Here is a 13,399-nt window from a genome sequence, read left to right on the forward strand (position 1 = left end):
GTTGTTCCGTGTCAGTGGAGGCGCATTATAGGGAGTTATTTCGGGCTGACAAGGGGAAATTTAAAATAATTTTCCGAGTGTTCTTTTTTTCACCAAAACCGGTATTAACGTGCCATAAAATAAGCGTTTTGCTGTTTTTGCAGCCGCAATCACACTTCCTGGTGGCATACTAATGAGTAAGAAAAAGATAAAGGACAAAGAGTCATGCCTTTAAGCGCACAACAGTTGGCTGCACAGAAAAACCTTTCCTATGTCCTGGCTGAGAAGCTGGCGCAGCAGATCCTCAAAGGTGCATATGCCCCTGGCGCCATTCTTCCTGGCGAAATTGAGCTTGGCGAACAGTTTGGTGTGAGTCGGACCGCCGTTCGGGAAGCAGTTAAAACATTAACGGCCAAAGGGATGGTGCTGCCGCGCCCTCGCATTGGCACCCGAGTGATGCCACAGGCAAACTGGAATTTCCTCGATCAGGAATTACTCACCTGGTGGATGACTGAAGAGAATTTTCAGCAGGTTATTGAACACTTTCTGGTGATGCGTATCAGCCTGGAGCCTCAGGCGTGCTCGCTGGCGGCAACAATCGGTACCGCAGAACAAAAAGCGCATCTGAATACATTGATGGAAGAGATGGTGGCGCTGAAAAAAAACTTTAAGCGCGAACGCTGGATTGAAGTGGACATGGCCTGGCATGAGCACATTTATGAAATGAGCGCGAACCCGTTCTTAACCTCTTTTGCCTCGTTGTTTCATTCTGTCTACCATACCTATTTTAATTCAATTACTTACAACACCGTTGTGAAGCTGGATTTGCATCAGGCGATTGTCGATGCCATTGCACAAAGCGACGGTGACGGTGCGTTTAAGGCCTGTCAGGCGCTACTGTTCGCCCCAAATGAACGTCCAGAAAATAACCAGGATTGTGCATGACCAACAAAAAAGCACGCAGTATGGCCGGATTGCCGTGGATAGCGGCAATGGCTTTCTTCATGCAGGCACTGGACGCCACTATTCTAAATACCGCTTTACCCGCCATTGCCCAGAGTCTCAATCGCTCCCCACTGGCAATGCAGTCCGCAATTATCAGTTATACCCTGACGGTAGCCATGCTAATTCCGGTGAGCGGATGGCTGGCCGATCGCTTTGGTACCCGACGCGTATTCATGATCGCTGTGAGCTTGTTCACGCTCGGCTCACTAGCCTGTGCGCTTTCAAGTACGTTACCGGAGTTGGTTATCTTTCGCGTGATTCAGGGGATTGGTGGCGCAATGATGATGCCCGTTGCTCGCCTGGCATTATTAAGAGCTTACCCACGCAGTGAACTGCTGCCGGTGCTGAATTTTGTGACGATGCCTGGACTGGTCGGCCCCATTCTGGGTCCCGTACTGGGAGGCGTTCTGGTCACCTGGGCCAGTTGGCACTGGATTTTCCTGATCAATATTCCGATAGGAATCGCCGGTATTTTATATGCGCGCAAATATATGCCGAACTTCACCACCCCTCGGCGCAAATTTGATATGACTGGCTTCTTTCTTTTCGGCCTGAGTCTGGTGCTCTTTTCCAGCGGGATGGAGTTATTTGGCGAGAAAATTGTCGCCACCTGGATAGCACTGACCATTATTCTGCTGAGTATTGTGTTACTGCTGGCTTATATTCGTCATGCGCGACGCCATCCCACCCCGCTTATTTCGTTGTCACTATTTAAGACGCGCACTTTCTCCGTCGGCATTTCCGGTAACCTGGCAACCCGTCTGGGAACAGGATGTGTGCCGTTCCTGATGCCATTGATGCTACAGGTAGGATTTGGCTTTCCGGCGCTGATTGCCGGTTGCATGATGGCGCCCACCGCGCTGGGTTCAATACTGGCGAAGTCGATGGTGACGCAGGTACTGCGCCGTCTGGGTTATCGAACCACCCTGGTGGGCATTACGGTCTTTATCGGATTGATGATTGCGCAGTTTTCTCTGCAATCTCCCGCCATGCCCGTCTGGATGTTGATTCTGCCGTTATTCATTCTCGGGATGGCGATGTCGACGCAATTCACCGCAATGAACACCATTACGCTGGCCGATCTGACCGATGATAACGCCAGCAGTGGCAACAGCGTACTGGCCGTTACGCAACAACTGTCCATCAGTTTAGGGGTAGCGATAAGCGCGGCGGTGTTACGCATTTATGAAGGGATGGAAGGAACCAATACGGTCGAACAGTTCCACTACACCTTTATAACGATGGGTGCGATTACGATCGTGTCAGCCCTGATGTTCATGTTGCTGAGAGCCAAAGATGGCCGCAACCTGATCAAAGAGCGACACAAACCTACACGGAACCCCGCGCCATCAAAACAGGAGTAAGTTGCAAACGCTGCTGTTGTAGGGCGGGTTGCGCCATCCGATGAATCAGAACATCGATGGCCAGCTCACCCAGTTCATCTTTCGGCTGATGAATCGTGGTAAGCGGCGGCGTCATGTAACGCGCCAGTTCGATGTCATCGTAGCCAATCACCGCCATGTCCTGCGGAATTCGCAATCCGGCCTGGTACAACGCCTGATAGGCGCCGACGGCCATGGCATCATTGCCGGTAAACACAGCGTGGGGCCGATGTTGATGCGAAAGCAGTTTCTGCATGGCCTCAAACCCACCGCCAAATTCAAAATCACCGGTAATTTCGTAACCGTCCGGGATATCCAGCCCGGCACGCTTCATCGCTGCGCGATACCCTTCCAGACGCAATCGCGCCGGGGTTTTATCCAATGGCCCGGTAATGCAGGCGATACGGGTAAAACCTTTATCAATCAAATGCTGTGTAGCCAGGTCGCCGCCAAGCAACGAGTTATCCTGAATAAGATCGCTATCCCCATCGCCATCAAAAGGCGACCAGTCCATCATAACAGTAGGGATAGAAGGATAGCGCTGCATGATCTCACGCGATGGCTGGTGTGTTTCGGTACAGAGCAACAATAAACCATCCACCCGCTTTTGCATCAGGGTTTCCAGATTACGGTTCATGCGCTGCTCATCGCCTTCAGTATTGCATAACACCAGGCTGTAGCCGCGTTCAAAACAGCTGCGCTCAACGCCACGCACCAGTTCGGAATAAAAGGGGTTGGTACTCGCTGTAATCAGCATGCCGATGGTGCGCGTCTGATTCAGCTTCAGGCTGCGCGCCAGCGCAGAAGGGGCGTAATTTAATGACTTGATCGCCGCATCGACTTTTTGAGTTATCGCTTCACTGACAAAGCGATCCTTATTAATGACATGCGAAACGGTTGAAGTGGAAACGCCCGCCAGGCGGGCAACATCCTTCATGGTAGCCAAGCGTTACCTCTGCTGACCTAAAAACGCCTCAATTTCTTCACGCCACGGCACGGAAGGCTGTGCTCCTTTACGGGTCACCGCAATTGCCGCAGCGGCATGCGCAAAGCGGATTGCGTCAGACAACGGTTTTTCTTCCAGCAGAGCGGTGATCAGCGCGCCGTTGAAGGTATCGCCCGCAGCGATAGTATCGACAGCGTCAACTTTAAATCCAGGTATCCGACTGCCTTCGCCATTCACACTGGCCCAGACACCCCGGCTTCCTAATGTAATCAATACGGTACGAATGCCTTTTGCATGCAGTGCCTGGGATGCTTTCGCTGCGTCAGCATCAGTTTCGACACGGATCCCCGTCAGCTTTTCCGCTTCGGTTTCGTTGGGGGTGATGATATCCACCAGCGCCAGCAGTTCGTCGGATAACTCACGCGCCGGAGCCGGGTTCAGCGCCACAATCGTATTGTTTTGCTTTGCGATCTTCGCGGCCATCAACACGCTTTCTATCGGCGACTCCAGTTGCATCAACAATGCAGATGCCTGAGCAATGCGCTCACGCTGCGCCTCAACGAATGCAGGGGAAAGCGCCGCATTAGCGCCAGCATGAATACCAATAACGTTTTCACCGTCGCCGTTCACAAAAATCAGCGCCACGCCGGTGGACTCACCGCTAATGACACTGATCGAATCGACGTCAATGTTGTCACTGACAAGCTGTTTACGGATGTTACTTCCGATATCGTCATCGCCCGTACAGGCAATGAACGCAATATTAGCCCCACTGCGACCCGCAGCCACCGCCTGATTCGCCCCTTTACCGCCAAAAGCCACCTGATAGTGATTTCCGGTGACGGTTTCGCCTGGCGTAGGGAATGTTTCAAGGTTCAGGATATGGTCGGCATTAATGCTGCCTAGAACGACAAGACTGCCTGCGGTTTTCATTTTCGGGGTGTCCATCTGAGATCGCCACCGGTATTACCCGGTGGCGTATGCCACACTTTTCTTTATATTTAGTCCCTCAGGCGACACGCGGTCGCCTGAATCGCCAGTTACTGCTTGATGACCAGCTTCAGGTCAACTGGATATTTGGCCTGAACTTTCTCGCCTTTCAGCACCTTATCCGCTGTCTCAACGCCTTTCGCGCCGATCTGGTCCGGTAACTGTGCGATAGTCGCAGCCAGTTTGCCATCATTTACCGCTTTTTCGCCATCAGGCGTACCGTCAAATCCGACCACCATCACATCAGATTTACCTGCGGTTTGCAGAGCACGCAGCGCACCCAGCGCCATTTCATCGTTCTGTGCAAAAACAGCCTGCACGTCCGGATGCGCAGTCAGTAGGTTCTGCATAACGTTCAGACCCTTAGTGCGGTCGAAATCTGCCGGCTGACTGGCCAGAACGTTAAATTTGTGTGCCGCAACGGCCTGCTGGAAACCTTCACCACGCTCACGCGCCGCGGAAGTCCCGGCAATACCTTGCAGTTCAATGACTTTTGCGCCTTCACCGGCTTTTTTGGCGATGTAATCACCGGCGATTTTCCCGCCCAGCACGTTATCAGATGCGATATGGCTGACGACGTCACCTTTAGTTGCCTGGCGGTCAAGGGTAATCACCGGGATATTCGCCTGGTTCGCCATCTTCACTGCGTTACCCACCGCGTCGGAATCCGTCGGGTTGATCAGCAGAATTTTAGTACCACGTACGGTTAAATCCTGAACGTTCGCCAACTCTTTCGCCGGGTTGTTCTGAGAATCCAGTACCACCAGGTTGTAACCCAGCTTGTCAGCCTCTTTCTGCGCCCCGTCTTTCAGCGAGACAAAGAACGGGTTATTAAGCGTGGAGACCACCAGCGCAATGGTATCTTTCGCCATTGCGTTCGCGCTCACGGTGGCGCTTAGCGCAACAGCAGAAACCAGGGTAGCCAGTTTTTTCATGTTCATATTTAAGATGTCCTGTAGTCGTTGTTACTGCTTTTTGTTGTCTACCAGTACCGCCAGCAAAATCACCACCGCTTTGACGATCATCTGGTAATAGGAGGAAACACCTAACAAATTCAAACCATTATTGAGGAAACCCAGAATTAATGCGCCGATCAAGGTCCCAACAATACGACCTTTGCCGCCCGCCAGACTGGTCCCACCCAGCACAACGGCTGCGATGGCATCCAACTCATAACCCGTACCGGCAGTCGGCTGGGCAGAGGAGAGGCGCGCCACTTCAATGATGCCCGCCAGCGATGCCAGCAGCCCACACAGTGAATAGACGATAATCTTGATTTTACTGACGTTAATGCCAGACAGACGCGTTGCCGCTTCGTTACCACCCAGCGCATAGATATAGCGACCCAGACGAGTGTGGTGCAACATGTACCATGCCGCCAGGAAAACAATACCCATGATCCAGACCGGCGTTGGAACCCCCAGCGGACGACCGATACCGAACCAGCCAAACAGATCGGCATTATCGGTAAAGCCCGTATTAACCGGACTCCCGTTGGTGTACACCATTGTCACGCCGCGCAGCAGTAGCATCATGACCAGCGTGGCGATAAACGCCTGCACGCGGCCTTTCGCCACAATCACACCTGTGACTGCGCCAACAGCGGCACCTAATGCCAGAGCAGCAGCAACGGCCACCAGCGCGTTAACTTCAATCCCTACAATTGAAGCCGCCACCGCGCCGGTGAGCGCCAGCAAGGAACCGACAGACAGATCGATACCCGATGTCAGGATCACCAGCGTCATCCCCACCGCCATAATGGCGTTCACGGATGTCTGTTGAAGAATGTTGAACAGGTTATTGACGGTAAAAAAGTTAGGGCTCAACGTCGAGACAATCGCGATCAGCACCAGCAGGGCGATGAGCGACTTCTGCTCCATCAACCACGCTTTGGTGAAATAACGGCGACCAGAAACAGCCTGGGTAGTCATCTTTTTTACTCCTGATTCACGCGATTAAGCTTGCCTACAGCGGCAGCCATCAGAACTTCCTGGGTGGCCTGCTCGCGAGTGAATTCACCGCCGAGATGCCCTTCATGCATGACGATAATGCGATCGCTCATGCCTAATACTTCTGGCATCTCAGAGGAGACCAGAATGATGCTCAGGCCGTCGGCCTTAAACTGGTTAATTAACTGATAAATTTCTTTCTTGGCCCCCACGTCCACGCCGCGGGTAGGCTCATCGAGGATCAGCACCTTCGGACGGGTCATCAACCCACGGGCAATCGCCACTTTTTGCTGGTTGCCACCGGACAGCAGACCGATAGCCTGTTCCATCGACGGCGTCTTCACGTTGAACAGGCGGATAAAATCGCTTACCGCCTGTTGCTCATCCTTATGCTTCAGACTGCCGCCGCTGCGACTGAAATAGCGCAGCGCGGTCAGCGACATATTCTCTTTTACCGACATACCGAGCACTAAACCGTCGCGCTTGCGGTCTTCAGAAATATAGACGATACCGTTCGCCAGTCCGTCCTGCGGAGAACGAGTGATCACTTCATGCCCGTCGAGCGTGACATAACCACTGGTGCGTGGCAGCGCGCCATACAGAACCTTCATCAGTTCGGTACGCCCGGCTCCCATCAGGCCCGAGATCCCTAATATTTCACCTTTACGCAGAGTAAAAGAGACATCGTTCACACCGGGTCCGCACAGGTTATCGACCTTCAGACGGATGTCGCCAGGCGCTTTATCCAGGCGCGGATACTGCTCTTCGAGCTTACGTCCCACCATCATCTCTATCAGGGAGTCTTCGGTCAGCGAGGCCACTTCACGTTCGGCAATAAACTGCCCGTCGCGGAAAACGGTCACGTCATCGCAAATCTCGAAGATCTCTTTCATGCGGTGAGAAATATAGACAATACCGCGCCCCTGCGACTTCAGTTCGCGGATCACGCGGAACAGGGATTCGGTTTCGGTATCGGTGAGCGCATCCGTTGGCTCATCCATAATGATGACTTTCGACTCAAAGCTCAGCACTTTGGCGATCTCGACCATCTGCTGGTCGCCAATCGACAATTCACCAACCTGGCGGTCGCTCTTAAAGCGCAGATTGAGTTTAGCTAACAGGAGATCCGCTTCGGCATACATTTTCTTCCAGTCAATCTTGCCAAAGCGGTTAACGAATTCGCGGCCGAGGAAAATATTTTCCGCAATGGTGAGCTGTGGGATCAGGTTAAGTTCCTGATGGATGATGCCGATACCGGCTTCCTGGGACGATTTAGGGCCATTAAAGGTGGTTTCTTTACCCAGCCACAACAGCGAACCCGCATCACGGGTATAGATACCGGTCAGCACTTTCATCATGGTGGATTTGCCGGCACCATTTTCCCCCACCAGCGCCATCACGCGGCCGGGATAAACATTGAGTGCGGCGCCGGATAGCGCTTTCACGCCAGGGAACGCTTTATCGATCCCTTTGAGTTGCAGTAATGCGTCCATGACAGCCTCAGAAAGTGACGCCAGCACAGAGAATGATATTCGCATACGGGGAACACTCCCCGCTGCGAATTACCGCCTGACTGTCTGCGGTTTGTTTTTTAAATTGTTCATGCGTGGTGTAACGAATTTCTATGGTATTTCCCTGGTGTTGTTGCAGTTGCTCGATATGGCTGAGCAACGTTTCGTGGAGCTGCGGATTATGTTGTTTAATTTCCGTCGCGAGAATGGCCGACTCAACCTGCATTTCACGGGTCACCACATCCAGTACCTGCATAAAAGAAGGTACGCCCTGGGTTAATGCCATATCAATACGCGTAGTTCTGTTCGGGATGGGTAAACCTGCATCACACACCACCAGCGTATCGGTATGCCCCAGACGGGAGATCACCGATGAAATCTCTGAATTGAGTACAGTGCCTTTCTTCATTTTCTTACTCCACTAGCGAAACGTTTCGCTGGTATTGAGTGTAGTCTGAGAAGTGAGCAAATAACCATCATTACGTAACAGATTTGTGATCACCGTCGAAACGTTTCGCTAAGTGAAATGGCAAGAGAGACAAAGCAGAGCTGGACGGGAAGAAAAATGCCGGGCAAGCGTTGCGCTGCCCGGCTGGATGAGCACGTTAAATCTCGACCTGTGTCCCCAGTTCAATCACGCGGTTAGGCGGGATCTCAAACTGGTCAGGCGCGCGCAGCGCGTTACGCTGGAGAAGCAGATACAGCTTGCCACGCAGACGCAAATACCAGGGGCGTTTGCCGACGATTAACGACTCGTGCGACATAAAGAACGACGTTTCCATCATCCGGCAACTCAACCCTTCCAGACCACAGCGATGGAAGACTTCTTCAACATTCGGCGTTTCACGCCAGCCATAGCTGGCAACGACGCGCCAGAAGGTTGGCGACAGCTGTTCAATCTGCACACGACGGACGTTATGCACGTACGGCGCATCTTCAGTCCGCAGCGTCAGCAGGATCACTCGCTCATGCAATACCTTGTTGTGCTTGAGATTGTGCATCAGAGCAAAGGGGATCACATTCAGCGCGCGAGACATATATACCGCAGTTCCCGGTACGCGTACCGGCGGGGATTTCTCCAGCGAGGCAATCATCGCTTCCAGAGAATTACCGTGCTCGTGCATACGACGCAGCAGGCGGAAACGTTCGCTCTTCCAGGTGGTCATGATGGTGAACATCACCAGACCCAGCGATAACGGTAACCAACCACCAGACAGCAGTTTGTCGAGGTTTGCCGAGAACAACGGAATATCAATACACAGGAACGCGACGAGAATCAGCGCTACGAAATACTTATTCCAGTGCCAGTTTTTACGCGCCACGGTGGTTGAGAGAATCGAGGTCAGCACCATCGTGCCGGTCACGGCAATCCCATACGCCGCCGCCAGGTTACTGGAGTGTTCGAAGCTGACAATCACAATGACCACTGCGATATAAAGCATCCAGTTGACGAACGGAATGTAGATCTGCCCGGACTCCATTTCTGACGTATGAATGATACGCATGGGCGACAGATATCCCAGGCGAACCGCCTGACGCGTCAGCGAAAAGACGCCTGAAATCACCGCCTGAGAGGCGATCACCGTCGCCAGCGCCGCAATGATCAGCAGCGGAATCAACGCCCAGTCCGGCGCCAACAAGAAGAACGGGTTTTTAATCGCTTCCGGATACTTTAACAGCAGCGCGCCCTGACCAAAGTAGTTGAGCACCAGCGAAGGCAGTACCACGGTGAACCACGCCAGACGGATGGGGAACTTACCAAAGTGCCCCATATCGGCATACAGCGCTTCGACACCGGTAATCGACAGAACCACCGCGCCAAGCGCAACAAAGGAGACGGTTTTATATTCCAGAAAGAAATGCACCGCCCACATCGGGTTCAACGCCTGCAGCACTTCGGGGTTGGCAATAATGCTGCGCAGGCCAAGCACGGCCAGAATCAAAAACCAGGCCAGCATGATAGGCGCAAATAATTTCCCCACCATCCCGGTACCGTGCTTCTGAATCATAAACAGCAGCGTCAGGACGATTATCGACAGCGGGACAATCCAGGTATCCAACTGTGGCGCAACGATCTCCAGACCCTCAATGGCCGACATCACCGAGATGGCCGGGGTGATCACCACCTCACCATAAAAGAAGCTGCCGCCGATTAAGCCCATGATGACCAGCATAGAGGTCGTTCGCGCGGAGGTATTACGCCCCGCCAGCGACATCAGCGTCAGGATCCCCCCTTCACCAGCGTTATCAGCACGCATGACGAAAGTCAGATACTTAATCGAAACAACAAAGATGAGTAGCCAGAAAATCAGCGACAAAAAACCAAAAACGGCATCGCGTTCAACGCCAAAACCAAACTGACCGGACAAACATTCACGAAGTGTATAAAGTGGGCTGGTACCAATATCACCGTAGACAACCCCAATGGCTGCGAGGGTAATCGCAGACAATGATTGCTTATTATCAGTGCTCATAGACTAGTCTTTCATATATAAAGAAATGTGTGCGTAGTCCCTTGGCCCACAAAAAGCGCACAGTATGCACGATTCCAAGCAAAATCGTACCCCTAAATGAGACCAGATTAACCTGGCTCAAAGAAAAATAAACAGCCTCCCGAACAAGTTCAGCCTGTGAACCGAAACGTCTATACTCGCTGTTAACGCAGTACATTTATGAAAGGACGCCACTCTATTATGGCTCACCCACATTTATTAGCGGAAAGAATTTCCCGCCTGAGCAGCGCGCTGGAAAAAGGTCTCTATGAGCGCAGTCACGCCATTCGGCTTTGCCTGCTGGCCGCCCTGAGCGGCGAAAGCGTTTTCTTACTTGGCCCTCCAGGGATCGCCAAAAGCCTGATTGCCCGTCGGCTGAAATTTGCCTTCCAGAATGCGCGGGCGTTTGAATATCTGATGACGCGTTTTTCCACGCCGGAAGAGGTTTTTGGCCCACTCTCTATTCAGGCGCTTAAAGATGAAGGTCGTTACGAACGCTTAACCGCCGGTTATCTTCCCGAAGCGGAAATCGTCTTTCTTGATGAAATCTGGAAAGCGGGTCCGGCAATCCTCAATACCCTGCTGACTGCAATTAACGAACGTCACTTTCGCAACGGCGCGCACGAAGAAAAAATCCCTATGCGCCTGCTGGTGGCCGCCTCCAACGAACTACCGGAAGCAGACAGCAGTCTGGAAGCGCTGTACGACCGTATGCTGATCCGTCTGTGGCTGGACAAAGTGCAGGACAAAGCTAACTTTCGCTCCTTACTGGTAAGCCAACAGGACGAAAGCGAAAACCCGGTTCCCGCCTCACTACAGGTGAGCGATGAAGAGTATTACCGCTGGCAGAAAGACATTGGCGCAATTACGCTGCCCGATCATGTTTTTGAGCTGATTTTTACGCTGCGCCAGCAGTTGGATAATCTGCCGAATGCGCCTTACGTCTCAGACCGTCGCTGGAAAAAAGCGATTCGTCTGTTACAGGCCAGCGCCTTCTTTAGCGGGCGTGACGCCGTTGCCCCTATCGATCTCATTCTGCTAAAGGACTGCCTGTGGTACGACGCCCAGAGCCTGAACCTGATGCAGCAACAGCTCGAAATATTGATGACCGGACACGCCTGGCAACAGCAAACCATGCTGACACGCCTCGGCGGTATCGTCCAGCAACGCATTCAGTTACAGCAGCAACAAAGCGATAAAACCGCGTTTACCGTGCTGCGTCAGGGTGGCATGTTCAGCCGTCGTCCGCATTACGATTTGCCCGCTGAGGTCACTGCGACAACTCTGACACTACTTCTGCAAAAACCATTGAAATTGCATGATATGGAAGTGATCCACATCGCTTTTGATCGCAGCGCGCTGGAGCAATGGCTGGCGAAAGGGGGCGAGATCCGCGGTAAACTTAACGGGATCGGGTTTGCTCAGACGCTGAATATGGAAGTCGATAGCGCCCAGCATCTGGTTGTGCGCGATGTGAGTCTACAGGGCACGCGCCTGGCGCTTCCTGGTTCGTCGGAAGAAGCCATGCCCGGCGAAATCAAGCAGCAGCTGGAGGCGCTGGAAAACGACTGGCGCCAGCAGCATACCCGCTTTAGCGAACAGCAAAAGTGCCTGTTTATTCATAGCGACTGGTTAGGTCGTATTGAGGCCAGCCTTCAGGATGTCGGTGAGCAGATCCGTCAGGCGCAACAATGCTGACACTGGATACACTTAATGTCATGTTAGCCGTCAGTGAAGAGGGGATGATCGAAGAGATGATCCTCGCGCTGCTGGCCTCGCCACAGCTGGCGGTCTTTTTTGAAAAATTTCCCCGTCTGAAAGCGGCAATCACGGACGATCTGCCGCGCTGGCGCGAAGCGCTTCGTCGGCGGCTTAAAGATGCACGCGTACCGCCTGAGCTGACGGAAGAGGTGATGTGCTACCAGCAGAGCCAACTTCTCTCTACCGCGCAGTTCATCGTCCAGCTTCCGCAAATATTGACGCTATTACACCGGCTGCACTCGCCGTATGCCGAACAGGCGCAGCAACTGGTGGACAGCAACACGATATTCACCCCCGCTCTGCATACGCTCTTTTTACAGCGTTGGCGCTTAAGTCTGGTGGTGCAGACCACGACACTGAATCAGCAATTGCTTGAAGAAGAGCGTGAACAGTTACTGAGTGAAGTTCAGGAACGAATGACCCTGAGCGGGCAACTGGATCCGGTTCTGGCAGAAAACGAAACCGCCGCAGGCCGCCTGTGGGATATGAGCGCCGGTCAGCTCAGACGCGGTGATTATCAACTGATCGTTAAGTACGGTGATTTTCTGCGCGAACAGCCGGAGTTGATGCGACTGGCAGAGCAACTGGGGCGTTCCAGAGAAGCCAAATCCGTTCCGCGAAAAGATGCGCCGATGGAGACCTTTCGCACGCTGGTGCGCGAGCCCGCCACGGTGCCTGAGCAGGTTGATGGTATTCAGCAAAGTGACGATATTCTGCGTCTGTTGCCACCGGAACTGGCCACGCTCGGCATAACAGAACTGGAATATGAGTTCTACCGGCGGCTGGTGGAAAAACAACTGCTCACTTATCGTCTGCACGGTGAAGCCTGGCGCGAGAAGGTCACTGAACGACCGGTGATTCATCAGGATTTCGATGAACAGCCGCGCGGGCCGTTCATTGTGTGCGTTGACACCTCCGGCTCAATGGGGGGCTTTAATGAACAGTGCGCAAAGGCCTTTTGCCTGGCCCTGATGCGCATTGCCCTTGCCGATAACCGTCGTTGCTTCATCATGCTGTTTTCCACCGAAGTGGTGCGCTATGAGCTTTCCGGCCAACAAGGCATTGAGCAGGCTATCCGCTTTCTGAGCCAACGCTTTCGCGGCGGTACGGATATCGCCAGCTGTTTTCGCGCCATTATTGAACGCATGCAGGGACGAGAGTGGTTTGATGCCGATGCGGTGGTGATTTCAGATTTTATCGCCCAGCGGTTGCCTGACGAAGTGGTGAGTAAAGTCGGAGAGCTGCAACGGGTTCATCAACATCGCTTTCACGCGGTGGCGATGTCAGCACATGGCAAACCCGGCATCATGCGCATTTTCGATCATATCTGGCGCTTTGATACCGGGATGCGAAGCCGCCTGCTCAGACGCTGGCGGCGATAAGA

11 protein-coding genes are annotated in these 13,399 nt (G+C 53.1%); 4 read left to right on the plus strand and 7 right to left on the minus strand.

The window, feature by feature from the left end; all coding sequences use genetic code 11:
* Nucleotides 1-204 precede the first annotated feature (204 nt).
* Both OGW13_RS00085 and mdtD read left to right on the plus strand, forming a co-directional pair.
* A complete protein-coding gene (locus tag OGW13_RS00085; RefSeq protein ID WP_042998769.1) occupies nt 205-924 on the plus strand; it encodes a FadR/GntR family transcriptional regulator in 720 nt (239 codons plus the stop codon).
* On the plus strand, nt 921-2,348 hold the full coding sequence (gene mdtD / locus OGW13_RS00090) for a multidrug transporter subunit MdtD (protein ID WP_044268176.1): 1,428 nt from the start codon (nt 921-923) through the stop codon (nt 2,346-2,348). The genes OGW13_RS00085 and mdtD overlap by 4 nt, the downstream gene beginning before the upstream one ends.
* Here mdtD and rbsR read toward each other — a convergent pair.
* The 7 genes from rbsR to kup form a co-directional block, all read right to left on the minus strand.
* Nucleotides 2,314-3,312, minus strand: coding sequence for a ribose operon transcriptional repressor RbsR (rbsR, locus tag OGW13_RS00095; protein ID WP_080721904.1), 999 nt, complete (start codon nt 3,310-3,312; stop codon nt 2,314-2,316). The genes mdtD and rbsR overlap by 35 nt on opposite strands.
* 3 nt (nt 3,313-3,315) lie before the next feature.
* Entirely contained in the window at nt 3,316-4,245 is a 930-nt protein-coding gene (gene rbsK, locus OGW13_RS00100; protein ID WP_287115459.1) for a ribokinase, read from the minus strand.
* Between the two features lie 107 nt (nt 4,246-4,352).
* Complete coding sequence (gene rbsB, locus OGW13_RS00105) at nt 4,353-5,243, minus strand: ribose ABC transporter substrate-binding protein RbsB (protein WP_042998766.1); 891 nt, start codon at nt 5,241-5,243, stop codon at nt 4,353-4,355.
* A 24-nt stretch (nt 5,244-5,267) separates the two neighbouring features.
* Nucleotides 5,268-6,233: a ribose ABC transporter permease gene (gene rbsC, locus OGW13_RS00110; RefSeq protein WP_287115451.1), complete on the minus strand. Its 966-nt coding sequence runs from the start codon at nt 6,231-6,233 to the stop codon at nt 5,268-5,270.
* Between the two features lie 5 nt (nt 6,234-6,238).
* Nucleotides 6,239-7,744, minus strand: coding sequence for a ribose ABC transporter ATP-binding protein RbsA (rbsA, locus tag OGW13_RS00115; RefSeq protein WP_061069422.1), 1,506 nt, complete (start codon nt 7,742-7,744; stop codon nt 6,239-6,241).
* 7 nt (nt 7,745-7,751) lie between these two features.
* The gene (gene rbsD, locus OGW13_RS00120) at nt 7,752-8,171 is read right to left on the minus strand and encodes a D-ribose pyranase (protein ID WP_042998763.1); all 420 of its coding nucleotides are present in this window, start codon (nt 8,169-8,171) and stop codon (nt 7,752-7,754) included.
* A gap of 196 nt (nt 8,172-8,367) precedes the next feature.
* Entirely contained in the window at nt 8,368-10,236 is a 1,869-nt protein-coding gene (gene kup / locus OGW13_RS00125) for a low affinity potassium transporter Kup (RefSeq protein ID WP_109739686.1), read from the minus strand.
* Nucleotides 10,237-10,455: 219 nt separating this feature from the next.
* On the opposite strand from kup, the gene ravA reads away from it, so the two are divergent.
* Both ravA and viaA read left to right on the plus strand, forming a co-directional pair.
* Nucleotides 10,456-11,952 carry an ATPase RavA gene (gene ravA, locus OGW13_RS00130; RefSeq protein WP_042998761.1) on the plus strand — a complete coding sequence of 499 codons (1,497 nt, stop codon included), beginning with the start codon at nt 10,456-10,458 and terminating at the stop codon, nt 11,950-11,952.
* Entirely contained in the window at nt 11,946-13,397 is a 1,452-nt protein-coding gene (gene viaA, locus OGW13_RS00135; protein ID WP_044256201.1) for an ATPase RavA stimulator ViaA, read from the plus strand. The genes ravA and viaA overlap by 7 nt, the downstream gene beginning before the upstream one ends.
* Nucleotides 13,398-13,399 lie beyond the last annotated feature (2 nt).

It is taken from the genome of Citrobacter sp. Ca225, assembly GCF_030337175.1.
GTDB classification, from domain to species: Bacteria; Pseudomonadota; Gammaproteobacteria; order Enterobacterales; family Enterobacteriaceae; genus Citrobacter_A; species Citrobacter_A amalonaticus.